This is a genomic window from Symmachiella dynata (assembly GCF_007747995.1).
Taxonomy (GTDB): Bacteria; Planctomycetota; Planctomycetia; order Planctomycetales; family Planctomycetaceae; genus Symmachiella; species Symmachiella dynata.
Genome location: NZ_CP036276.1, coordinates 3413675 through 3439541 on the forward strand (window position 1 = coordinate 3413675; position 25867 = coordinate 3439541).

Consider the following 25867-nt stretch of genomic DNA (forward strand, 5'->3'; position numbering starts at 1 on the left):
GATCTGTGGAGTCAAGACTGTGACCTGCCCCCTTTAAGTGCTGCCACGTGATGTGAGAAAATTCCAGCCCGTTGACCTTGCACCGCACCACCGCCCGAGAACAACACAAACGAACTGCGTGAAATTCTGGGAGACGGTATTAAACCATCTGTGCTCGCCATGTGTATTTGGCTCGAACCCCCACCACCATAAAATCGAAGCTGATGCTTGTGGCCCTTCTTGGGGCGTTCAAGATCCGTTCCTCATTGTTTTTGGACACCGCGGGTTTTGATGTCTTCCAATAATTCAGTCGCTTCTGCAGCCGCTTTTGTATTTGGATACTCGTCTACGATTTCCAACAACCAATCCTTGTATATTCCAAGCTTCTGACGGGACTTCAGTTGTTTTGCCAATTGGAGTTTTTTTGCCGCTTTCCGTTGGAGGGCCGGATTGGCCTGTGGTTGAGGAATTGGTTCGATTGGCTCAGTTGCGTTCACGGCATTTCCCTGCTTCTCATCGAGCAAAGCCTTCACGAACGATTCTATCTCAAGACGCGACTGATAGCCGGTAACTCGCATTCGCACCTTACCGTTCCGATCCACAAACAATCGTGTTGGATACTCACTCAAGCCAGGGACTTGGTTGCGCACTTCATCATTCCCGTCCCCAATCAGGCAAATATAGTTGAGCTGCGATTTGTCATGAAATTCTACGACCGAGCTATGGCTTTCATCCGGCGCCATGCGTTCATAGTTGATCCCGATAATCTCAAAGTCTTTTTGTTTATAGTCTTGTTTCAGGCCGACCAGGTGTGGCACAACGTCGCGACAGTCTGGGCACCAAGTCCCCCAAAATTCGACAATGATGACTTTGCCCTGTTGGTCGTCGAGATTGACCCGATTGCCGTCTAAATCTGTTAATTGAAAGTCAAATTCGAACCCTTCAAAGTTCTGAATCTGGTCGTGGGCGCGTTGTTCCAGATGTGTCAGGGCGGCCTGGTAGATTTGCGCATCAAAATCCGGGAACCCAGGGCTGGATCGCAAAACCTGACGAATTGTTTCAGTGGCAATCGGCTCAATGGCGGCATAGGTCGCGCCGAATAACAATTTGAGTCTGGTGCGCATCTGTTTTGAATCGCCGTTTATTGCCGAATCGCGCGCGAGCCAGAATAACGTCGCTCGTAGCGTCGTTCGTTCGGACTCAGACAAGTCCTCGAACGTTGCCACGAACTTGTCGATGGCTCGACCTGCCAAGGCCGTATGCTCTGCAGCCCTTTCAACGTTTCCAGTCCCTTCGAGCGATTCGGCCCACCGTTGTTCAAGCTCAGCCTGTCGAATAACGACTTCCCGCTGGTTCGGGAATAGTTTTAAGTACCGTGAAACATGTTGCACAGCACCTTGGAAATCGCCATCCTGCTCCAACTCATTGGATTTCTGCAACAACTCATCAAGACTGGGGACATCTTTATTTCCGAGACCAAATATTGGTTCCCGGAAGGCAATCGGAACGGCGCAGACTACACGAAATCCAATGTAATTACAGTGGAATGCGCGATTCTTGTCTGCTCGTAAGTGCGGGCGGTAATTTCGGTATGCAGATCGTGAACTGGTCGCTCCAAAGCACCACGCCCCACCCCGACAGACATAGACTTTAATGTCGTGCGTTGGACCTTGGGGGTCCTGTTCAGTCCCATAGCGGTAATACGATGCGTCGTATTGGTCGTGACACCACTCCGAGACATTGCCGTCCATGTCGTACAGACCGAACTGGTTTGGACGATACGAGCCGACCTTGACCGTTCTCTGCAAATAAGGTCCAACAGTGCCACCCCCGTAGGGAAAATTTCCATTAATATTCGCTTCGGCGGAGGATAACGATTCTCCTGAGCTAAATGGTCGGCTTTCTTGTCCCCCCCGACAGGCGCGTTCCCATTCAGCCTCAGTCGGAAGGCGATACATACGTTCTGCCGCACGCTCTTCCGGGTTGTGAGACAGTTTGGAACAGAATTCCATAGCCTCCGCGCGCGAAACCCACTCCACGGGAAATCGGTCGGTGTCTTCCGTCTTTAGCTTGTCTCGCTTGAGTTTGTTCCGTCCATCTCCCTGAAAGGAAAAGTAACTCGGACTCCGCTTCAAAACCGTTCGGTATTCTTCTTGCGTGACCTCATAAATCCCCATGTAATAGGATTCGCTCAGCGTGACTTTATGTAAAAGTTCATCTTCATCGCGCTTGCTCTCCGTTGTGGGTGACCCCATTTGAAAATCACCTGCAGGGATGAGCGCCAGTTCCATTCCAATTGAGTTTGTAATCCGTTCGGGCGGCGCAAGGTTGGGATTGATGGGTATTTCTTCAGGATTCGGTAAGTCCTCATCCGACCCTTCATCATGATTCGCGACAACTTCTGAATTGGCGGACTCATCAGTTGGCGCTGTGTCGATAGGGGCGTGTGGTTGATTAGGCATTTCCGGTGGGGCGTCGGGAATGGGGGCCGGGCTCTGGTTTGTTGCTACGCTGGGCGAATTACTCTCGCGCCCTGCACGAAACATCACGAACGCAATGAGCAAGCAAGCCATCATCGCTGATCCAGCGGCCAGGACATGCCACCGATTGATGCGTGACATCACAGGCAAGCGACCGGTTGACGTTGAGGTTTCCACATCAGAACCATCGGTCGTGAGCGTCGCGAATTGCTGACAACTCTGGCAACGAAGCCGCTTGCCGATCAGGTCGTCGGAAAAAATATGACTGTTACCACAATGGGGACAACGGAAAGAAATTGCCATGGCACCTCAGTCCTGTTCTTGTCTGGCCATTTTTCAGTGGAAAAAGAATCCCAACACACAGTCGTCATCAGTTATTCTTCTTCGCTTCGTGAGTTTGCGAGCTGATGCTAATCAATTTCAACGCATTCGCAGCCGGATCAATTTTGAATTGAAAATGACGCAGAAAACTCATCCCTAACAAAGTGGGAGTGTTTGGGGCTTCGGGGCCAATGATCACAGCTTCCACATTCCTTATCGTGAATTTCCCGACACGCATGGTTGGAATGACCACTGCTGTCCCTTTGATTGTTTCGCCATTGGCAATTTGAATTAATATTTTCTGGTCTGTGTCTTTCGTGTGCACGCCAACGGCGACCGCCACTTTGTGCGGCAAGCAAACCAGACTCGCTCCCGAATCAAGCACCATGGATATCGTGTTTTTTCCGTTTAAAGTCGCTTCAACATACAGACTATTGCCCCGCGTCCGTCGAATCGGAATGACTTCGGATAGCACGGAAGCTGCTAAGGTTGCGACTCGTGCCAATTGCTCTTCCAGTTCCGAGGATCGCTCCAATGCAGCTTTCCGGTCGTCGCCAAGTTTTTGATTTAACGCAGCCACTGAACTCTGCACTTCTGGGTCATCGATGAGCTGTCGATATTTCGCATCAATTTTCTCGGCCAAATGATTCATCTTCAAAATCTGCTCGATGTAAGCCCCTCGTGCCTGGACTTCTTTTGCGCGGGCCGTATCAAGGTTGGCTTCGAGGTCTATTTTGTCTTTGATTTTAAGATCGCGTTTGCCGCTTACGCTGTTCATCTCGGCCACAATTTGATTATTTTGCAGCACCGCCTTGGGAGGGAGCTTTCGCATCTGCACATTTAATCTCATCATCTGGCCGGTAAGCCGTTGGATTGTTTTATCCACACTGCCGATCTTCCCGCTGAGGCTCTTTTGGGCTTTCTGCGCTCTGTTCATCTCGTCCTCCAACTCACCCATCGCATCCATCAAAGTCTTAAGTTCGATTTCTTCGCGCAGCACTAACCGATCATCGATGACCTCTACGCCACGTTCGGCCAAGACTTCCTGCGGCTTAAGAACGATAGTCGAGACGACGTTTTTAAAGCGGGAAGGATATTTCATGCCCGATATCGTTGCAGGCGTTCTAAGAACGGGCTCACTGAACGATTGATTAGGTTCACTTACCGTGGGGTCGCCAGTTTGCCCGTTTTCCGTTTTAGAATCTTGAACAACATCAGTTATGGGCGTTCTCTTCTCTGCAGGAGGGGCTGGCGGATGGGGAACAACTGGCCCATCTAGCGGTATTTCCGGCACATCAATTGACGATTCACTTCCACCGGGTTCCCGTGGGGCTGTCCCCGATTTCGGAAGCTTATTCGAGGGATCGGTCCGCGGCGGTCGATTCTCGGCAACGGTCTCATCTTCATTCGCGGACAGAAAAATAACCATCGCGACGCTGACGGCGAGAATTCCCAATGCACTGACGGCGATAAGCGCCAGGAGTTGCTCCGGCAGCCAACGCGCTTTGTTCAAATCATCGCGTCCAATATTGAGAATCAACCGCTCCGCTGATGCAGAAGACAATGCATCCGAACTGCCGCTTAGTTTCGCGCGGAGCTTGTCGTCATAGCGTGTCTTATCCGGCGCACTCAGCAGAGTTTGCCGCACCTGATCGATCTGCTTCAGCAGTTTCTTGGCGGCACGATCATTGCGGCCATCAAGATGAGGTTCAACGAGACTCACGCAGCGTTTCACCGCCTGTCCGATGAGGGCCGGATCGGATTCCAGAGGCGTCAGTTCGAGTAACCGATAAAAGTTGGGAGGCTGCTCACCTACGGGAATTCCCAACCACAATTCATAAGCGTTGGACTCCTGACGATCTCCCTGGGGACGATTCTGTGCGTTACCCGCCGCCATCACCAATCTCCTTGTTAAACCACCAACCGGGAGAGCAGTCCGATGTGTCAATGCGCCAACTTACCATGGAAACTGCTCCCGTTCAATTTCCGGAACCACCGCCCCCAGTTCGCCCAGCAATTGCTCCCCCAGTTGCCGCCGGTCTTCCAATTCCGAAAACGCCAGCGCCGAGTCCAACTGAGCGCGGGCCAAGTCATACCGCGCCCCTAAGTTCATCGCGGCTTCAATCGACTGATCGAAGTACCGCCGCGCCTTTAACAGCTCGGCACAATAGTTATCCACAACCTTTTGGGCCTTGGCGACGTCCGTCGCGCCGCCGGTCTGACATCGCTTCAATTCTCCGGCCCTCAACGAACCCTCCGCGCACACAATCTGCACCACGAGTCCCATTAATGTGACTGCCGCGCAAAGTCCGATTCGTGAGTACTTTGCCATCGTAGATACTAGAGAGATATTTGAGGCGAACATTAAAAGGAATCTACGGTCGATCACTTCTTGGAGAGTTGAAAGTGCGGCTTTGCCTATCACGTTGATTCATGCAACGCTTGTTGCGCCAGCCATAACCGATCAGCAAAAAGCTGCCGAGACCGAGCAGCGCGAAGGTGCTGGGTTCGGGGACGGGAGCGATATAGGGCGTATCTGTCACGGTAACAGTGACGAACGGGTTGTTCGTGTAAGTGCCGAGGTTGTAATGACTCAAGTTCGCGCCAGGGACCGTCAAAACGAACTCTCCACTAGTCGGAAAGGGAGCCGCTGAGTCCAATAGCGTGTTGAAAATGAATAGGTCGTCATTATTCGAAACACCTGAGTCGTAGTCCGGGCCAACGCCCCATCCAAATGGATCGCTGATCACGTTACCAATGCCATCGCCAAACCCCCGATTGGCTCCACTGGAGTAGGCAGGCCCGAATGGGTCGCCAATACTGTCAAAATAGAGCTCCCTCACGGCGTTTCCCCAAGGGGCGGTCGCGAAAAGATCACCCGTGGCCGGGTCCATAGCATCCCAGGGGTAACTGTCAAAGTCGTCTGCCGGGATGCCATTCAAGGAATCCCATTTCACGGTCCAGACGACGTCGTTCGAATCTGCGCTGGGTTGAATAGTCACGTCAAAATGTGCGGCGGAGATGACCGATGATGCGACGTTGTCGAACTCTGCAAGGAGAGGTTCATCAAAGAAATCCGCACTGGCGGCAACTCCAGAGACGCCACTTGCAAAGGCACTGTCTGATGCAGAAACCGTTTTCAAAAGCGTTCCGCCTGGTTGGTCGTAGACGCGTCCTGTCAAAGTTGATCCGAACACATCGAATTCAAGGTAAAATGAGTCGCTATCTCCGATGCTTTCGATGACAAGTTCATTGGTAACGGCCCCAGGATCAATGCGTGAAAGGACAACGGTACCTTGCAGGTTACCAGTGGCGTCATTGCGATAGTCCAATGTCAACGCATAAGCTGAAAGTACGCTCGGATTGGCCCGTGCTAACAAAGTGTGATCCGAGTTGACATTGTTGAGATTATTGGGATTTACGCTGCCCGATACACGGACATTGGAAAATGTTTCGTTGACATACCCAAAGCCAAATGCCGACCCACCACTGAAAACGGGCGTCGGGTCTTCAACCCGAAGGACATTGCCAACCGAGACTGCGGAAAATGTCGAGGACGTAGGGCTATTGCCGAAGATCCAAGGCTGGTCGAAGCCGCCGTCAAACGTGTCGATCCAATTGGCATGTGCCGGCGAACAGGCCAACACCAAAGTCAGAAGACAGGCGGCGCCCATCCCAAAGCTCTTTGCTGTCATGGTCTTATCCTCGTCGTTTAGAAAAGGAATTAACATCTAGTCATGGACACTTGGAATTCACGGAGAGTCAGTCATCGGCGAGCTCAATGAACCCGTCAAAGTCGTAGCGGAACGGCGCATTCAAGTTCCCATCAGCATCGGGAAACACATCGGCCAAACTGGTTTCGGTTTTGACAAACACCCAACCCCGAGCGTCTTCGAACAGTCCAGTCCCGCCGACAATTCTGAAGCCAGAACGGCTGATCAACGTACCAGCCTCGCCATCATTGGGGTCAAGGGTGAAGAACCCGGTATACTTGAACCACACTTCGCCCGCCCGGGATTCCATAATGTGGATCTTGCGCCCCGAACCGTCCGGATTGGCAGCGGTTCGGTACGGATAAAACACCAAGTCTCCACGGACGATCCCCGCTGTTCGGCTTTGCGCGGCTCCAAAATGCTGATCCCAGCCGTCCCCGACCAATTCGCCGTCCAGGCGAAACTCGTTGCCAGTCGGAGTCCCATCGTACGTCGCCAATCCCGAACCGTCACCGATGATTGTCGGGTGTTCCGCGGGATCACCGACCCCCAGGTTGGCCGGCACAAATACCCCCTCGCCACCGGTGTGGAATCGCATCAATTCACCGGCGAGTAAGCAGTCGCCTGTGGATGATGTTAGCGCCAAGAATCCCGTCAATGTGGCCACCACGGCAAATCTGCTGCGTACATGATTCGTCATCGTCAGCTCTCCTAATAACTGAAGAAAATTCGACAAGAATTGCACGTCCGGCTTGCTGTTCTGCAATCAGCAGTGCAAATCTCCCACGACGTCCTTCTGCAAAGCGCGTTGAGGCGGATAATCGGGTACACCGAATCCGGCCATTGCCCCTATAGGTAAGAACGAAACCGCGCGTCGCGCCGGCTTCAGTTAGAGGACAAGACAGACCGGAAATACGATAAAGCCGATCCGTGGATAGTCCACAAACCTAGTCTTGCAAGGTACTTGAGGACATTGGACGGTTTTGTGAAAAACCATCTTTCAGGAGTGTCACGGACGCCCGCACAGCAGATCGCCGTCTCAGTCCGATTCGCCAAGGGGAATCCACTCGATTCCTACACCTTCGGCAACAATCTCCGCGATCCGCCGGCGAACACCGTCGTCATCGAGAGGATCAATGTACTGCACGAGTACGAAGCCACGGGCTGCTTGGAGCGCATCGGCTGGGATTTGATCCTTCCAGGTGAAACGTATCCGCTGCATGATCGGACCATCAATCGCATCGGCCAATGGCTGTGTATGCTCAGGGCTGAGAAACAGTACTGCGCCGCCAGCATCGATTGCTGCTAAACGGACGTTGCCGATAAACCCTGGAGTTGTTTCTGCATCCTTGGCTGCGGCCGCCAAGAGCGTCGAGCCGGTGACCTCTCCCGATTGGGCGACATGGACCGTTGTGCTGAGCAGTCGAAAGTGGTCCGTGGCGAATTCGCGGGTAAAGGACATCGGCAAAGGATTGTCGGACAACAACCGAAAGGACGTCCAGCCGTGGGGATCGGACCGAGCATGATATTGTTTCCCCGCTCGCGTCGTGACGTTTACCTCCAATTCATTGTCCCAATCGATATCGTGACACGCGACGCGAACCACTGGACCGATGTGTCCCGTCTCTTCCGCCAATTCGCGGAATGGTTCCCACGGCGAGTCCGGATAACTGAGGCGGGTCTTCCAGACTTTTCCGTCTCGTGTCACCGCACAGAGTTCCAAACGCATCCCGGTATCACTGAATCGGTGTCCGCAGACATCAAAGTGAATGATAGGCCCGATCTCGCCAGCATAAGGCGTGGGATCCTGATTGATGAAATGCCAGGGCGTCCAACCGCCGTAAGTGTCTCGCGACCGGATAGCCAACTCGAGATTGCCATTGCCCAGTAACCGAAATTTAAATGTCTCATGAGGCCGACTGGGATGGGGGAGCGATAGGGATTTTTGCAGCACCACTTGTTTCCCGTCTACGGAATCCGGTGGTGCCGCAGGAGAGGGGAGTATGTTTTCGGGAATCGAGTCATTAGGATCAAGATGTTCCGGTGGGCGAAATCCTTGCGCTGGTAGACTAGGATGCAGCTTCAATACAAATATGCGGTCGTCAACGAGTCGACAAACGATGCTGTCGCCACGTGGACAGAAGGCGAGGGATCCACAACCTGCTGGCAATGTTTCAAACTCGACTAATTTCTGACCGGTAGAAACCTGCCAAGCGATGATCGTGCCCGAGGCATCGCCACTAAGCAGCGTCTTGCCATCCGGCGAAAAAGCCAGGGCCTCCACGCCGTCCCGGTGGGCGGTTAAATCGAGTTGCAATTCTCCAGAACGCGGATCCCACAGCCGAACACTTCGATCCTGGCCAGCAGTGGCTAGGTAACGACCGTCGAAGCTGAACGCAAGGCAGCCAATTCCTTCAGCATGGGCCTGGACAATCGAACGACCGTACTTTCCCGCTTCGATGTCCCAAAACTTGATGTCGTTGTTTGAATTCACAACCAGCCATTTGCTATCGGGAGAGAAAACTAGCTGGTGCCAATCAATTGTTTCGTCAAGAGTCATCTCGTCCAAAGAATTCGCATCAAACAACGCCACCGTCCCATTGCGACTTCGTTGGAAGGCTAATATCGAACCGTCTGGGGAGTAGAGTCCCGCATTGACACCAGCGTCAGTCTCAAGATCCTTGTGTGCAATCATGTGACGCGTACCTAGGTCATACAAACGCACGTCAGTGTGGGAATCCTCCACCGCGCATAACCGATTGGTCGACGACGCAGAGATCCAATAAAACCTTTGGGTTTCATCCGCCCACGAATCCGTGGTCTGCAGAGTTTCCAGATCGCATAAATAAATTCCCTCGCCGATGCACGTTATTAAGAATTTGCCATCGTCTGTGAACTCGATACACCTGGAATAAGCACCCTTTCCGGAAACGGTTTGCCACAATGAACTTGGTGCGGGGGCCCACCATTTGACGGCACCATCCGTTCCGGCGGACGCTAAGTGACGTCCGTCCGGGGAGAACTGCAAACAATACGCTCGGCCGTCATGTGCAGAAAATGTTTTGTCCGCCTTGAGTTCCGTGACGTTCTCCGGTGGTTGCCCGGGTAACGTCCAGATTCGGACGCTCCCACCTCGATCAGAACTGGCTAGCCGTCGGTTTTCGGGAGAAAATGTCACACTCTGAACACTGTCATGATGCTCACCCACACAAAGCAATCTGCCTGACTCGATTTCGTTGAGACTGACTCGATGATCGCTACCGCCCGATGCCAACCAGCGATCATCGTTTGAAAACGCAACGCAAGATAACGTGGCTCTTTCGACATGCCTCACGATACGAATCTCTTTCATGGCATCCAGATCCCAAAGGCGAACTGTCCCATCGCGACCTGCTGATGCCAATTGCTGGCCACTGTGCGAAATGGCGATCGCGCCGGCATTACCCGTGTGCCCCTCCAGCGTACCGAGGGCTGCACCCGTTGTTGCGTCCCAGACGCGTATGACCGGTTCGTTCCCTGAAGATATCAGCCGCTGGCCGTCAGGTGTGAAGAGAACGGTGTACACTTCGTCCGGATGCGCAATAATCTCGCGATCGAGGTGCAGCCTTTGCCGATCCCAGAGTCGGACCGTCCCGTTATCGCCGGTCGACCCCAACGTGGCTCCATCGGGTGAAAAGGTTACTCCATTGACTTCCCCTTGTTCAGTGGGGAAGCTGGCCGACTCGGTCATAGTCGTCGTGTCGTATATGCGGACGACCGAATCTTCGCCGCTAGCAGCCATCCAATGTCCGTCGGCTGAAAATGCCAGCGTATATGCCGGCGTCTCATATTGTGCGACAGTCATCTCCTGACCGGATGCTTGTTGTTGGAGGTAATACCATTCGGGACCGCGCCGGTCGAGTTTTCCTTCAACCGGAAGATGGCGATTCAACAGGGAATACACGTGCGTTGGATCGTGCTCCCGCCATGCTTTTTCCGCCAATCGCAGGTCTGCCGCGTAGCCGAGTTGTGCTGCTTGTTCTTGTCTGTTCTCGACTTCGGTCAGTGCGTGCTTTAGCTCGGCATTTGTGGATTCCAACTCCTGATTGAAATCCGACAACGAGCGACCGTGCACAACCAGTCCCGCCATGAGCGTGACCATCGCTACGATGACCGTGCAGATCGCCGCTGCCCAGGGTTTGTTTCGTTTTACCCATTTGACTGTTCGGTTCCAGACAGAAGGTCGTGACGCCTCGATGGTCATGCCTTCCAAAAACCGCCGCAAATCATCCGCCAATTGCTGCGCCGTTTCATAACGCATTGCCGCGTCTTTGGATATCGCCTTGAGCACAATCGTTTCCAAGTCCACGGGAATAGACCGGTTGATCTTCCGCGGCGCAAGCGGTTCATCATGGGCAATGTTTGTCTTGAGGGCTTCATGGTCTGTATCACGAAATAACGGGACACCCGTCAACAGTTCGTACAAAGTAGCCCCCAGCGAATAAATGTCGCTGCGATGATCAACAAGGCCTCTTTTCCCAAGCGCCTGTTCTGGGCTGGAATAGCGCAGCGTCCCCAGGACGTCGCCTGTGGCGGTCATGTCGGCACCCGTCTCAAGTCGCGCCAAACCGAAATCGGTCACCCACAGCCGCCCGGTCTTCTCCAACATCAAATTCGATGGTTTCACATCGCGATGGAGAACGCCTTGCTCGTGGGCTGCGTTCAATGCCTCAGCGGCTTGAATAATTATTTTGGCCACCCAGCGCAGGTAGTCTTGCTCCGTCGCAACATCACCTGCAGAGAAGTCCGCCAGGACCTTTGGATTCGGAAGGCCTGATGTATTCGTCGCCTCAGATTCGTTGTCCGCCGACTTCTCTGGTATTTGGGAAATGAAATCAACGCTGTTCTCATTGTCGAGCGTATCCATAGAGGCACGTTTGGTGGTCGCGTGCGGATCAATCTCCAAGCCGCCGCTAAAGACCTTTCGGACGACTGTCCGCAGATCAAAACCGTCCACGAGCCGCATCGCAAAATAATGAACGCCCCGGTCACTCCCCACCGAATACACAGGAATGATATTGGGGTGGTTTAAGAATGCCGCAGCATGAGCTTCATTTTCAAAGCGGACCAACTGCCGAGGATCAAGCGTGCCGGCAAAGGTCATGGTTTTCAGTGCAACCCGACGGCCCAGAGACAGCTGCTCCGCCTCATAGACAACCCCCATCCCGCCGCGGCCCAGTTCTCGCACAATCCGAAAATCACCCAACGTCAGTTGTTCAGAGTCTAGTTCGTTGGGCACATTGGCACAGACGTCCAACTCAAGGATGGTGGCGGAAGGGCTCACCAATTTTCGGATGGCCGCAAACATTGGATCAGGGACATCGCCGATCGAATCCAAACGTTCCTGACATGCCGCGCATTGCCCCACATGGGCTTCTAGCCGGTCGAACTCATCCCCAGATAAGTCGCCGATCAGCAATGCTTTGATGTCCGCGTTGGAAGGACACTCATCCTCCTGGTGGGAAGATTGCGATTGATCAAGCATGCGGATGCCTCTTGCACGACTTCTAACGTTCAGTCAAGGGTTTGGAGAAACAATCCCCCATTCAGTAGAACGATCAAGCGCGTCACGCCGGTCAAGAATTGCAGTGCCCCCTCCCCACAAAGACCGGCCACAACATCATATCTGATAAAAGCTTATACAATAGCTGCGCCCGCGATGTTTAAATGGGAACGTCTATCGCAACACGTCGGGCAAAATATCGCGAAGCCGACGACGAACGCGCCCGTTGGCGAGTCGGACGGCATTGCAGGTCATTTCCAATTCCGCTGCAGTTTCGGCCGGTGTGAAATCGCGAAACGTCACCAAGACAAACGCTCGCCAAGTCTGATCCGAAATTGTTTCCCGCACTGACTCCAAGGCTGCCATGACATCGTCTGAAACATCACTCTGCGGATTCGAGTCAGTATCATTCGAAATATGTTCTGCCGGAATATTTAATTGCTGTGCAATGTTTGCACTCCCCCCCGGCGCATTGAGCTGGCGCTGAGAGCGGCGAAAGTGGTCGCGGATCTTGTTTTCGGTGATGCGCCGCAGCCAACTTCGAAAGCTGCCGCGATTGGCACCACGACGAAAGCGGACCAGTGCCCCTGAGACGGACAACAAGACTTCTTGAACGATGTCCTCGATGACTTCATCCCGCAGTCCCCGGCGTCGGCACCAGCAGTAAATCAACGGCCCATACAGCTTTGTCAGTCGCTGCCACGCAACGGCATCATTGGCGCGTGCCCCGTTTAAAAGACTGCTGCGCGTCGACTCGTCGCGATAGCGATAAGGCTCATTATGACTCATGGGGCCCCGTTTAGATGCATATGGCCTTGTATCGTCAACGCAACACGACCGCATATAATTTGTACTCTAACGGGACATTCGTGCTGAAATCAACTTTTTTCTAATCTGCGAATCGATTTCAGACCATATCAAACTATTTAGCCCCCCGGGGAGAGAGAAGGAGGAGTCGACCGTAAGCTGATATCAACACACGGGAAATCAACGACTCGGCCAAGTCGCGCCGCCGATTGGCATCAGTCAATGGGCTTCGCGCCACACGACTGCGAAACCCAGCGTGATACAACTTCGAGGGCATAGCCCGCAAATACGTTTCGATATCGCGCAGACTATCGCAGAAAATCAATTGCGAGAAAGCCATGCACAGAAACTGACAGCGACATGAAAAATGTCTGATGCGTTTGTGTTAGATCGTGGTCCCGCTGCAATCTCGTCAGCCGCGTGGCCGGCCGTCCAGTCGGCAATGACTTCGGCGTACTGCCGCCACGATTCCGGGCTGTTGTACTTCCCCAAATCGATGTCGCCCCAGTCGATGGTCACACTTTGGCCAAGTTTCTGGCTTTGTGATGACGGTACTTGGGCGGCTTGGGGTTGCGGCGGTTGAGCATGATCTGCCTTTCTCGGAAAGTGAAAACTTTGAAAAGCGGTACGCTGTACCGCCTTTCAGGCTTCACTGCCGCACTGCCGGAACGCCCGACAGGTAGCTAAATCCAAGCTCAGCAATCATTTAGAAGAAGTCGGGGTGACTGGCGTTCGTTTGAACCGTTGATCGACGTCTGCGTCGAGGCTATACTGGCGCCGCATGCTGGGTTCGTTGACGTTATAAGAATTCTTAAGATTCCCGCCTGATCAGTTACCGGAATCCACCCGTGAACACAGGCGATAATGACCGGTTTTGGGCGCTCCGACAAATTCGACCTTGCCCTCGCCTTTCAACGATTTCAAGTCGCGTTTGACTGTTGGCAATGGAGAGCCTAATTCATCGGCGATGGCGGGCGCCCGTAGTTCAAGGCCGCTTTGTAGTAGCTGGAGTATCCGGTTTTGACGTACCGCTACAGTATCACCGGACGGTAATACTGGATCACCAACAGGACCATTTACAGTATCACGAACAGGATCACCATGAAGGGATTGTGCTGTCTCGTGATCCTGTAACGGTGTCTCGCCATTCTTGGCGGCCCCTTGGACACTTAGTTTATGTGAAAAGCGATACCCTGGGCCACCACTAACGATCACATCATCAATCTTGCAGTCAATTTTTGCATCCGCCAACAGCGCCTTTTTGATCTGCTTTCGAATGTCTCTGATTAAACCTGCCGCACTTCGAGCATCTGCCAACTTCAACTCTGCAGCGAGTTTTGCCCCACTGTAACCTCGACCCTTATCGGATTGGATGTCTCGGAGCAACTTAAGGACACGCCATTTCTTGGTCGACATAGATTCGCTGAATATGACCACTCCGCAGAGCTCCACGCGATCCTCAAAAAACACTATCTGACCACCCGTGAACGGCTCCGGATCGTTGCCAGTGCCGGTAGCGTCTGTTTCGTCACCGATTGATTCTTCATTGTTCGCGTCTGGTGAGACATCCACCCCCGGCTCGGTGGTCGTTCGAGTCGGCCGAGCAGTTACCTCATTGAGCACCACACTGCATACGGCAATTGACAATGTCACAACATCGCAGAGATTGAACTCCATGAAGTTTGGAGGATTCCCATTCCACGATTTGAATCGCTCTACATCAACGCCGTGCTCTTCCAATTGGTCTGATGGGTAGGTTCCAAGTCGCATCAATTCCCAGTTCATGACAACGTTTTTCTGTGGCCCTCGAATCGGAATCCATAGATTTAACTGCCCATCTTGGAACTGCCGATCCGCCAGGAACGTTAGCCAGTCGTAGAACCCGTCACCCCATGGGCGCTGAAGCGGCCAATACTTTTTGCCCCACCCAGACTCGCGGACTGCATCCCCGGCGCTGCGCATCACGCCGATCAGTTTCCTAAAACCGTCGCGGTTCCATTGACCAGTCGTGGTAAAACCGGCACTGATTGAGAAGTCACCGGTAATCGACGATCGATCGTGTTCATGACGGCCCGTGTGCTTGCACGCACTCTCAAATAGGTCGCGATTCTCTGCGTCGGCGAAGATCAACCAACAGTCCAGCACCGGAAGTTCCACGGCAGCGTGCTCGAACCGCCGCCGACTCGTTTCCAGCGTGATGCGTTGTTGTTTGGAAAGCATGACTGATTCTTGCTGATTAGCGGACGCCCCATCTCACTCCTTCAACTCCGCCGCAATCGCCGTGAACTGATCGAGCGCCGTTTGCAAATCATCGGCGATTTCCTGCGCTAACACGTCCGGTTCCGGCAGGTCGTCGGAGTCTTCCAGGCTTTTGTCGCGGAGCCAGAAGATGTCTAGGTTGAATTTGTCGCGCTTCGCTAACTCATCGTAGTCGTATGCCCGCCAGCGGCCTTCAGGGGTCTCTTCGCTCCAGGTCGCTTTGCGGCGGTGGCGGTTTTTGGGTTTGTAGCACTTTACGAAGTCATCCAGGTCCGCCCGCTTGAGCGGATTGGTCTTTTGTGTGAAGTGCATGTTTGTCCGCAGGTCGTAGACCCACAGTTTTTTTGTCCAGGCCTTCTCCTGAGCCGGTTTGGCATCAAAGAACAGCACGTTGGCCTTCACGCCTTGCGCGTAGAAAATTCCGGTCGGCAGTCGCAACAACGTGTGCACGTCGCACTGTTGCAGCAGGTTGCGGCGGACGGTTTCGCCGGCGCCGCCTTCGAACAACACGTTGTCCGGTACGACGATCGCGCAGCGGCCGTTGATTTTGAGTAGCGTCCTGACGTGTTGCAGGAAATTGAGTTGTTTGTTCTTTGTTGAGGTCCAGAAGTCTTGGCGTTCGTAGGAGGTGTCTTCTTTTTCCAGGTCCCCCTCTTCATTGACGATGGCGATGCTGCTTTTTTTGCCGAACGGGGGATTGGTCAGCACAACGCTGAACCGTTCGCCTGGATCACCCGCCAGGGAGTCCACCCCCGACTTGATCGGGCAGGGATCGGCGTTGATGCCGTGCAGGTACAGGTTCATGATGCACAGCCGGGCGGTGTTGGGAACCAGTTCCCAGCCCTTCACAAATGCCGTCCGCAGGTGCTTCTTTTGATCCTTGTCCAGTTCCTTGGTGAAGTGGCGAACGATGTAGTCGTGGGCGGACAACAGAAATCCGCCCGTCCCCGCTGCCGGGTCGCAGACGGTGTCGTCGGGTTGCAGTTGCACGACATCTGTGATCGCCTTGATCAATTCGCGGGGCGTGAAGTATTGCCCTGCTCCCTTGGGGGACTCGGCGGCGCTTTTGGCCAACAGCCCTTCGTAGATGTCCCCTTTGACGTCCGCTTGCATCGACGACCATTTCTCGACGTCGATCAGATCCACGATCAACCGCTTGAGCGTTGCCGGGTTTTGGATTTCCGGCCGCGCCTTTTTGAAGATTTCCCCCAGCATCCCTGGCTGTCGGCCCAACTCTTCCAGGACGTGCCGATAGTGGATCTCCAATTCATCGCCGTCCCGCTTGAGCAGACTTTGCCAGCCCAATTTGGCCGGCACGATCGGCTTGCGGTTATGCGGCGGCTTGGTCTGTTCGTCGGCCATTTTCAGGAACAGCAGAAACGTAATCTGCTCCGTGTAGGCCATATACGACAGCCCGTCATCGCGAAGGACGTGGGCGAAGTTCCAGGCTTTGTTGACGATTTGTTGGGAGTTGGTCATTGCGAGGAATAAATCTCATACTCGTTGTAGTTGTCTTTTGTGATCTCTAACTCATCAATCATGTCGAATGATATTGTGCGCAGCCCTTTAATTTCATTTATTCCAACTTCGAGGTCGACTCGCACGCCAAAAACAAGACGAATATTCATGTCATGTTGAACATCCACATATGGGATTACGAGACGATCATCCGAGTCGTAATATGGCTCACCCTCTTCGGCATAACTCACGTTAAGCTCGACTAGGGCAGTTATCTTACCAACAACCACGGCGTGTTCGTCCGTCAATTCTATGACGGAAATGTGATACAACTCCATATCCGTATTTTCCAACGAATTGACTAATCCTGAAGGAGCGTCCAACGAAAAATGAATTCGCTTCAGCTCCTCAAGGGCGGGATCAAATATCGCTCGTTCGATATTATCGGCTATCCATTCATGGCACGAATTGATGATCTCTCCCGGACGGAGAGACAACTCAATGGCCGATTCGATGTCGGTTAGACAAATAAATTCGTCATGCGGACCACAGGCCTTTTCGAAATCTTTGTCCGTACTGACGACACATATCTTTTTAGCACGTTCCTCTGAAAGTGCCCGCAGTGTCTCAATCGCAAACGCATCAGGAAATTCTTTTTCCTTGTCGCCAATTGCAAACGGGGGTTCAATAGCGAAATACTTTGAGAATACTTGAGACGGTCTTACGTTATCGCATTCGAGTGGCGTAGCTTCGGTCCTTTCAACAAATTTATCAAAGTCACTAACGACTCGATCCCCAAGATCTTGGCAATATTTTCGTGGTTCAATTATCTTCCACAAATCCCGATCGTGTTTGATAAAACGGGTCTCTTTTTTAAGTTTGTTAATTGCCGCATTCGCAGTTTTCGCAGACTTCCGAATTCTTCGGCAAATTTCGTCGTGAGTGACATCTGGCATGACTAACTCAATTGATGAGTCCTTGCATGATTCCACAAACGCGGTTAGCAATTCACCACCAAAGGCAAAATTTTCGTTTTCGAATACACTCGTATCTATGAATACGATCAGCGGTTCATCGTCTATTCGCATGGGGAAACTCTCTGACATCACTAAGCGGGTGGGTACTTACGTATATCGTGGCTGTTATATCAATAAATTGTAGCAGCAGCGTCTGAGAGCGAATTTCCGAAGTTTTCGAAGCATCTTGCGCCTACCTATCCTTGTCCCACAAATGCGGCTGCGGGTTTGTCAGCCGTATCCTGGCGCACTAGATTACCTTGGAAAGCTCTTTTTAGGACACTTTGACGGAGGCGACTGGATCTCACAAGATGTTTGTCGACTTCGCTCTCGATGGAATCAACAATTGATAACCGGAGATCAACTTCCTCAACGATTTGGAATTGTTCCTTCAAAGGCGGAAATGCGACAGCCACAGCATTAAGGGTCTCAAGATTAAGGTTTTTCTGGGCTGTGGCTGGCGCGAGGATTTCCAGGCGTTTCTGCATTGTCCGAAGGTAAATCTCCAAATATCGAACAGATACTTGATTGGCATCGCCAACAAACCCCACAACACTGTCAGGGAAGCAGCCATCAAAATCGAGAATTGCGGTTTCTGCAATATTTGCAGCTATCGTGATGCATAGTGTTCCTTTTGGCCACAATCGACTTTGAGCCAACCCAGACTCACTGTATGTTTTCTCGAATTCTTTGATAAACGTATTCGACCGGCGAACTTCGCCCGTTTGGATAAACGGATACGGGCCGCCGTAGAGATGTTTAGCATTTCGGGGTCGGTTACGTGACCGACCGCGGTCAATCAATCCTACCTGTGGGAGTGTAACCCAACACCACCCGTCCGGCAGTTCCGGCAACCCCGCCGTATCCGGTGCCGCCGGTTCCTTGTATTTCGCCTTCCACCCCTTCGGCGGTTTCTTACCTTTCGCTTCATACTTGGCCAGTTGGTCCGCTTCCCATTTCTGTCGCCGCTCGACGAGAATACGCTTCAGCAATTCCGATGCCGGTTCGACGTCGGGTTGTTGTTCGCGCCAGGCGGCGGTCAGTTTTCCCTCGACCGCCGCTTTGAGCACCGCCGCCCGGTACCGCTTCAAATTCGCCCGAGCCCGCTCCAAAGCCGCCACCCCCGCATCCAAATCGGAAAAGAGTTCTTCGAGCTTCGCGACGATGCGGCGCTGTTCGTTTGGCGGTGCAACGGGGATTCGCTGCAATTTTAACCATGGCTTGGGAACGCGAAGTTGTCCAGCACTTCCAGACATATTTCGTTGGGCATTGCGTCGAAAATTGCTTTGAAAGAGGTAATGGGCGATCCAACGTGGTTCAATTCCGTTGTGCGGTCGTAGAACATGAAATTCGGTAGAGCCATACGCAACTGACTGGCGTAGGGGAGGAACTACAGCAATCTTTCCGTTTTCCATGCATGGCGTGATTTTTGCTGACAGGATGTCTCCTGTTTGGAATTGGGTGTATCCGCGCTGAACTTCAGAAAATGGACGAGTCATCGAAACATCGATGCCACCAAATTCTTCAATTACAGCCCGCATTGGCACGAAATTGAATAATTCGTCTGCTGTCACATTTGGCGATGATTTCGGTGGGTTTACGTTGGCGACTTCATCCAATTGTGCCCATACCCACCCCTTTGGCAATCCTTTCGTACCACTCATGCCGCCAACCTCGCGTTCAATTCCTCAAGAATCTCGCTCAGTCGGTCGCCAAACAGTTCGTATGCGTGGCCCAGGCCGCCCAGTTGGTTGAACGGCACGTCGCCGAAATCCTCTTCCTCGATGCTCAGGCTGCCGGCGATGTGGTCCTTGATTGCGTCGAGCCATTGCCGCTGTTCCGCCGTGAACGTTGCCCCGGCGGCGGACTGTTCGGCCAGCCAGTCCTGATACCGCTGCTCGACAGTCGTGCCGATCGGGACCAGCAGTTGCTGCGGATCGAGCGCGTGCCGCACCAGGGCAATCACGTCGACCAACTGCTTGCCCCCCAGCCCCGGCACCCGCTCCGGCTCAACGGCCCGAAACGCCTGCCACAACCGCTCGGCATTGGCTGAGAGCGGTGGCTGCTGTATCGCCTGGGCCAGTTCCTTTACCTGGCCATACCGCAACCCGGCCCGATAAGGACGGGAATACAAAATCTGCAACGCCTCGATCTCCTCTTTATGATCCTCAATAAACTGCCGAAATGTTGTCACCAACGACCGCGCCTTCTCCAGCGCCACCGCATCGAACTTAGCGTCAATCAACACATCCCGCGTCTGTTCATCAATCACCTGATCCAGCGCTCGCCGGGTGTTCAAGATCGCGTCCCGCAATTTGGGATCATGAAACGGCTTGACTGCCTGCTTCATGCAGTCCTGCTCCGCCTGTTGTGTCTGCTCCGCCGTCGGTTCTTCGCCGTCAGGAATGTCGAACGTCTCGACAGCGGACTGCAAGACGACATCGGGATCGATACTCGTCAGCAAGTTGCCGGCCAGCGTCCCCAATTCCACGCCGCCGGCCGCTTGCGTGATCGCTGCCTGTTGGTCATCGTCCAATTCCTGTTCCAACCGCGCCAAACGAGCAGACAGCGTAGAGACCACATCGGCATCGACGACACCGGCAGCGACCGCAGCGAGGATCTTATCCAACGAGACCGACGGTTTGCGATCGAGCGGCTTGGAGGCGGTTTTGTCCTGTTCACAAACGCCCACGGCATCGACAATCACGAAATGCGTTTTGTGTTTAGCATCAGGCGTCACGCTTTGCAACGAGTCGGAATCAATAATCCGACAGCCGCGGCCTTTCATCTGCTCGAAATAGCCCGCCGATTTGATGTTCCGCATAAACAGCAAACACTCCAACGGCTTCACATCGGTGCCGGTGGCGATCATGTCGACGGTGACAGCAATACGGGGATTGTAAGCGTTACGGAACTCAGCCAGCAGGTCCTCCGGTTTCTTGCCGGTGGTCTTGGACGTGATCTTCTGGCAGAAGTCGTTTCCTTTGCCAAATTCCTCGCGGATAATCTTGACGATGTCCTCGGCATGCAGATCGGTTTTGGCAAAGACAAGCGTTTTGGGGACTTCCGTCCGTCCGGGAAAAATCTCGGTGAACAGTTTCTCTTTGAAGGTCTTGATCACCAACCGAATCTGATCCAAGGCGACGATATCGCGATCGAGTTGATTGGCGGTGTAGGTCAGATCGTTGTCGAGCTCGCGAAACTTCGTCTGCTTCGTCCGCCGGTCGCGATGCGGAACAAAGACATCCGGCTGGCTGCTCAACGTCGCGCCCGCAGAGGTAATCTGTGTTTCAATACGATAGACGTCGTAACCCACATTGATGCCGGCAGCAACCGCTTTTTCATGCGTAAATTCCTGCACGAGATTGCCGCCGAAGAATCCAATCGTCTGCGCCGTCGGTGTGGCGGTCAGGCCGATCAGAAAGGCATCGAAGTAATCCAACACCTGCCGCCATATATTGTAAATCGAGCGGTGGCATTCATCGATAATGATCACATCGAACATTTCGATGGGAATCCGCTCGTTGTAAACAACTGGCAACGGTTCCTTCAGCAGCGTCGACGGTTCCGATTCAAACAGCGACGACTCTTCATTCTCCTCAAGGTATTCATCTTCGCCACTCAGCATGGAATACAACCGTTGAATCGTGGTGATGCAAACCTTGCTGGCCGGGTCAATCAGATTCTTACGAAGGTGCTGGACATTGAATTCCTCGGTGAATTTGTAACCGTTGTATGGGCTGACGTACTGTTGGTATTCATTGAGTGTCTGCTTACCGAGGTTATTGCGATCCACCAGAAACAAAATGCGATTCGCTTTGGCAAATTTGATGAGTCGATAGGATGCGACGACGGCCGTTAATGTTTTCCCGCTACCGGTCGCCATCTGAATCAAAGACCGCGGACGATTCTCAGCGAGCGACTTTTCCAGGTTCGTCAACGTCTCGATTTTGAGTTTCCACAGCCCTTCGGTATTGAGCACAGGCATTTCGCGAAGATTGCCCCGCAGTTGCCCCTCAAGTTCCACGAGTCTCTGCAGTTCCGCTGGCTGATGAAATGTGAACAAGTCCCGACTACGCGCGTAAGGTTCCAGCGAATTGGTGAATTGCGTGAGCTTGCCGGTGGATTCATAAGCAAAAGGCAGCGGCAGGTGGTAGTGTGGGAGATTGTCCGGCAAGCCGGCGTTATATTTCGCCGATTGGACTTCCACACCGCTCAGCGTATGTCCTTCTGGCTTGGCTTCGACGACGCCAGCGACTCGGCCATCGACATACAGTAGATAGTCGGCGAATCCGGTTTTCAACGGAAACTCGCGCACGGCCACGCCGAGCCCCGCCATGATGTTCATTTCATCACGGTGCTGCACAATCCAGCCGCATTGCGCCAACTGGTGGTCAATATGTTTCCGAGCTTTCTCTTCGGGCGTCACGCTGGCCCTCGCTGTTGGTGGAGATGTCTGTCCACCCAGGATACGGTTAATTAAGCAAGGTCGCAAACATAAAGTGCAACCTCAGGCGCGGGAATATTAGATGACGACCTATACAATACATGCGCCGAATTGAGGAAGAGTCTAACGAAGGGGAACCGACGAACTTCTCGCGTTGAACCGTCGGGAGCACTAGGCAACACGCACGCGGTCAATTTCGGATTTTCCACAGCGAGAACGTGCTAACGGAAATTGCGTCCCATGCCGTGGATTCGTCCCCACGGCCTGGCAAAATGCATTTTTGCAGTTCATTCAATGGAATTCGAATACGGGACTTCGTTTTCTTGCTCCATCCCTATTTTTAAGCTCCAATATATTGCTTGTGTCTGGCGATCATATAGGATTTTCTGGAACTGCACACCAAGACGCAGCTGCAGGAGCTGGTCGAGGCGTGGCGGATTCTAGGTAAGGTCCGCGAAGCTCATTCAGCGAGTTACCCGTCGATTCAGCCGGCCACCTCCTCACGCGACGATTGGATCGGTGCGATTCTCAAAGCGGCGCCGGAGAAAATCCCGCAAGCCGTGTTGGAGGTCAAAGCGCCGTGAGCAATGGCGAGAGGCCACGCAGGCGTAAAACGTGCGAAGACTATCTTTATGGTGGTGGTTGCCTGATCACGCTGTTGATGATGTTCGCGGCGGTGTAGTTGGTGTTTCTGAAGCTGATGTGAATGGTGATCAGGCTTTAGAGGGTATGTGAATCGGTAACGCCTGAAACTTTCCGGAGTCTCCTGAACCGGCGGTATGGAGTCAACCGGTTTGATGGTTTGTCGATTGCTCGAGCGGATGGGCATTGCTCAGCTCTTTACGGTTGGCGATTCTCAGTACTTAACGACCCGCATTACCTGGCTGCGGGAGTTGACTTGGATTTCGCAAGCCGCTGGCGACCGCCGCTCCGGTAGATGCGACGGTTAGGCCATGAGCACTCCCTCGTTCAGGCCACGATTCACTTCAGACTACCTATTGGGGCTATCGGCGGAGGCTCACCGGATGACAACGTATCATCCTCGATTTGAGAATCAGCGTCGTAGGTACCGAATTCGGCGCCAGTCGATACGGCTTGTGAAGGTATAGAATAATTCAATGAGATCCCATCGAACGTAACGCATCCGTATATCAGCATAGTGGCGCACAGCAAGACAAACACACCAGGCGACATGCGAGCAACCTTAATGCTGTAGTGCTCCGATGTAGCTTCCGCATCCATCTCATCCCCGATTCCAATCAAGAACAAGGAGAATCCAAGAAATCCAAATGCCAACCCAACAAATGTTCCACATGATAGAAGAGCGAGACGGGCCGCAAATAGCCGGGACAGCATTGCCAAACGGAGATTCGTGGCATCAAGAGGTGAGCTTAAGGAAGAGCTCGACGCATACTTCTCAAGCAACGTGTCGACACTGGATGACGTTCCGACAAGAAAATATGCCAAGTAGCAAGCTGCTATGATGAATGCAGCACCGGCGAACACCAATCCCGTAAAGAATCCGAACTGTAGCGTTTTTCGTGAAAACTGTGGCATTTGAATCCTACCGCACTTTCTAAAGATCATTGTTTTTGTGGGGCGAAGGTGCGAGGCGCGTCATTATTCCTAGTTTTTCCTTTCGACGCGCCACCGATTGTCGCGTTACCTTTCTCTCTTACTGGGCGGCCGTTTCCTTGTTCGGAACTCTCATTGGGCCTGCTGGGCCTTGGTGTTCTTTTAACCCACAGACTACCTTCATTTCCGTCGATACCGAGCATGGCGAGATGGTACTTGTTCGATGGTGCCGCCAAGAACCGACTCGCCCGCATCGTGACCAGCCCATCTTTGCCTTGATAAACACATGTGTATTCGTTGTCTCCTGAACCGAACCACAGACCCGGCGTGTCTAAGACACCGGTTCCTAATTGCGCGATCGTCGAGCCCTTATTATTCGCGATGTAGTAATCATTGGCTTTGAAATACACAGTGCCGTCCTTCCGCTGACGGATGCAATTAAGTACTTGCGAGTCCTGCTGGATCCACAGGCCGGGCTCATCGCTTCCGTTGCGTCCAAGCTTTGCAACTGGATTCTTTCCTTTCGAATCAATAACAACGAAATCATCCGCTTCAAATCGAGAAGAGCCGTCAGCGGCTCGGCGAAGCGCACCTGACCGCGCCCCATCTGCATCCATGAAGAAGAGGCCAACCTCATTGTCCACCGCACCGAACTCAGCGAGCGTGTTTCCGTCGGCACCGACCAAAACAAAGCTGGTTGCTTTCACTGGTCCAAGAACGTTCATGGCTGCGCCTAATGACACGAGCAAGAATAGGCCTACGCATAACAGACAAGTTGCAAGGCGATACAGGTAGGCCTTTCGTTCAAGCGTTTCGATACGTGTAATTACGGTGTCGATTGTGCGCAAGCTTTCGTTATTTTTCATATGATCCTCTGAACGACATTAGTGACTATATTTAGAAACGCATGTGGCCTAACGTCACCGTTCGCCGGGCCGCGGCAAATGACTTTGATTTCAACAAACCTCGCGGCTTCGTGTGCAACGGCTTGTTAGCTGCGGCGCGCCGACTAAGATCTATTTATACCAAGGCTGTCCTCAGGAAACGCCATTCGAAAATGCCCCAATCGTGAAGTTCAACATCCTGAAGACGGGCACCACTACCGTGACGTAGCAAACGATCTTCAATACCTGAGTGGGTGAGTCGGCCAGAACAGGAGGAGATAGAAGGATCACCGATAGTGTAAGGGACATTGTCGCGAGTGCCAATCGTCCCGGGAGCCAATCATAAAGTAAGATGCGTCGACGGAAGTCTGGAGAAAGAGTCTCGCTGTTTGCTTTTCCCAGTACGATCCGATCCTTCGCGTCAATCAGCAACTTCATCCCAGAGAAGACCACGTTTCTGCCTGCCAAAAATGCGCCGAGCAACACCAGCACCAACTGAACGTTAGTCTTTTTTAAGGTTCCATCATGTAGCTAACGAACTCGATCACCTCGCGGGCGGACCGACACGAGCGATCGTTGAATGATCACAAAAATTCAAGCGAAATCTGTTTTGTTGTCAGGTCTGAACGTGCGACTGTGAGCCTGACCTGAAAAACCTCTGGAACCTTTGGCATGGCGTAGGGTTCCGGCACATAATAGCGCACGATCCGGGCTTGCCCCGGATTAATCACTATGCGTTCCTCCATAAACATGTCTGGGCCAGTCGCGGCTAGTTGCCATCCATCGGATTTGGTATGGACATGACATTCAATTACGCATCCAGATTTTGGGCCTGAGTTGACAGCCAGTACGTAAAAAAACGTAGTGTCGTACTGCCTTGCTCGAGGTGGAATGCCTTCATGCCGGGTGCCCCAGCCTTCACCAACACGGAGAATACGCGCGTTGATAACGGCATCGTTCGGTTGGAATGCATTGACAATGATCGGAACTGCGACCGTCGAAACAGACACAAGCGCAACAAGTAACGAAAGAACAACACTGCTGAGCGTTAGGTGTCTCCGCCAGTCGAGCCACGTGTCGCAGTGAGTGCATTTCTTGGCGCTCGAGTGTATTAGCTCGCCACAAACCGTGCAAGGTACACGTTCGGAGCGGTCATCCTCAGATTTCATAGCAATGCCCTCGGCGTTGAAATGGCCTTCGTCCCATCTGCATAATTAAGTATTTATACGGTTCCAGATAATCCCAAAGAGGATTCCCTCAAAAACTACGGTGTGGATGTACTCGTGTGTATAGTTTACCCTTGAGCGACTTTTGGGCCATCGTTAGTTTCATTGCACCGATAATGACTCCAAATGTCAACTGGCGTAATCCGTTGGAAGCGGGTTG

Annotated in this window: 17 protein-coding genes; 1 reads left to right on the forward strand and 16 read right to left on the reverse strand. The window is 52.9% G+C overall.

Annotation, left to right across the window (positions count from 1 at the left end):
* Nucleotides 1–242: 242 nt before the first annotated feature.
* The 14 genes from Mal52_RS13175 to Mal52_RS13235 form a co-directional block, all read right to left on the reverse strand.
* A complete protein-coding gene (locus tag Mal52_RS13175) occupies nt 243–2762 on the reverse strand; it encodes an SUMF1/EgtB/PvdO family nonheme iron enzyme (protein ID WP_145376672.1) in 2520 nt (839 codons plus the stop codon).
* Nucleotides 2763–2829: 67 nt separating this feature from the next.
* On the reverse strand, nt 2830–4677 hold the full coding sequence (locus Mal52_RS13180; RefSeq protein WP_145376673.1) for a retropepsin-like aspartic protease: 1848 nt from the start codon (nt 4675–4677) through the stop codon (nt 2830–2832).
* Between the two features lie 60 nt (nt 4678–4737).
* On the reverse strand, nt 4738–5013 hold the full coding sequence (locus tag Mal52_RS13185; protein WP_145376674.1) for a hypothetical protein: 276 nt from the start codon (nt 5011–5013) through the stop codon (nt 4738–4740).
* 142 nt (nt 5014–5155) lie between these two features.
* On the reverse strand, nt 5156–6475 hold the full coding sequence (locus tag Mal52_RS13190; RefSeq protein WP_197534877.1) for a PEP-CTERM sorting domain-containing protein: 1320 nt from the start codon (nt 6473–6475) through the stop codon (nt 5156–5158).
* Between the two features lie 67 nt (nt 6476–6542).
* Nucleotides 6543–7193 (reverse strand): hypothetical protein, encoded by a 651-nt coding sequence (locus Mal52_RS13195; protein WP_145376676.1) that lies wholly within the window; start codon nt 7191–7193, stop codon nt 6543–6545.
* A gap of 339 nt (nt 7194–7532) precedes the next feature.
* Entirely contained in the window at nt 7533–12017 is a 4485-nt protein-coding gene (locus tag Mal52_RS13200; RefSeq protein ID WP_145376677.1) for a protein kinase domain-containing protein, read from the reverse strand.
* A 192-nt stretch (nt 12018–12209) separates the two neighbouring features.
* Nucleotides 12210–12824 carry an RNA polymerase sigma factor gene (locus Mal52_RS13205; RefSeq protein WP_197534878.1) on the reverse strand — a complete coding sequence of 205 codons (615 nt, stop codon included), beginning with the start codon at nt 12822–12824 and terminating at the stop codon, nt 12210–12212.
* A 133-nt stretch (nt 12825–12957) separates the two neighbouring features.
* On the reverse strand, nt 12958–13182 hold the full coding sequence (locus Mal52_RS30495) for a DUF4372 domain-containing protein (protein ID WP_145376679.1): 225 nt from the start codon (nt 13180–13182) through the stop codon (nt 12958–12960).
* Nucleotides 13164–13361 (reverse strand): hypothetical protein, encoded by a 198-nt coding sequence (locus Mal52_RS29750; RefSeq protein WP_197534879.1) that lies wholly within the window; start codon nt 13359–13361, stop codon nt 13164–13166. Before Mal52_RS29750 ends, Mal52_RS30495 begins: the two co-directional genes overlap by 19 nt.
* Nucleotides 13362–13670: 309 nt before the next feature.
* Nucleotides 13671–15062 (reverse strand): winged helix-turn-helix domain-containing protein, encoded by a 1392-nt coding sequence (locus Mal52_RS13215; protein WP_145376680.1) that lies wholly within the window; start codon nt 15060–15062, stop codon nt 13671–13673.
* 33 nt (nt 15063–15095) lie between these two features.
* Nucleotides 15096–16580: a class I SAM-dependent DNA methyltransferase gene (locus tag Mal52_RS13220; RefSeq protein ID WP_145376681.1), complete on the reverse strand. Its 1485-nt coding sequence runs from the start codon at nt 16578–16580 to the stop codon at nt 15096–15098.
* Nucleotides 16577–17647: a PIN domain-containing protein gene (locus Mal52_RS13225; protein ID WP_145376682.1), complete on the reverse strand. Its 1071-nt coding sequence runs from the start codon at nt 17645–17647 to the stop codon at nt 16577–16579. Before Mal52_RS13225 ends, Mal52_RS13220 begins: the two co-directional genes overlap by 4 nt.
* Nucleotides 17648–17772: 125 nt before the next feature.
* Entirely contained in the window at nt 17773–19239 is a 1467-nt protein-coding gene (locus Mal52_RS13230; protein ID WP_145376683.1) for a restriction endonuclease subunit S, read from the reverse strand.
* Nucleotides 19236–22004 carry a type I restriction endonuclease subunit R gene (locus Mal52_RS13235; RefSeq protein WP_197534880.1) on the reverse strand — a complete coding sequence of 923 codons (2769 nt, stop codon included), beginning with the start codon at nt 22002–22004 and terminating at the stop codon, nt 19236–19238. Before Mal52_RS13235 ends, Mal52_RS13230 begins: the two co-directional genes overlap by 4 nt.
* An 815-nt stretch (nt 22005–22819) precedes the next feature.
* Here Mal52_RS13235 and Mal52_RS29755 point away from each other — a divergent pair.
* Nucleotides 22820–22972, forward strand: a complete 153-nt coding sequence (locus Mal52_RS29755) for a hypothetical protein (protein WP_197534881.1) — start codon at nt 22820–22822, stop codon at nt 22970–22972.
* Between the two features lie 633 nt (nt 22973–23605).
* Here the strand turns inward: Mal52_RS29755 and Mal52_RS13240 are convergent.
* Nucleotides 23606–24463, reverse strand: a complete 858-nt coding sequence (locus tag Mal52_RS13240) for a hypothetical protein (protein WP_145376684.1) — start codon at nt 24461–24463, stop codon at nt 23606–23608.
* Between the two features lie 602 nt (nt 24464–25065).
* Entirely contained in the window at nt 25066–25650 is a 585-nt protein-coding gene (locus Mal52_RS13245) for a hypothetical protein (RefSeq protein ID WP_145376685.1), read from the reverse strand.
* Nucleotides 25651–25867: the final 217 nt, after the last annotated feature.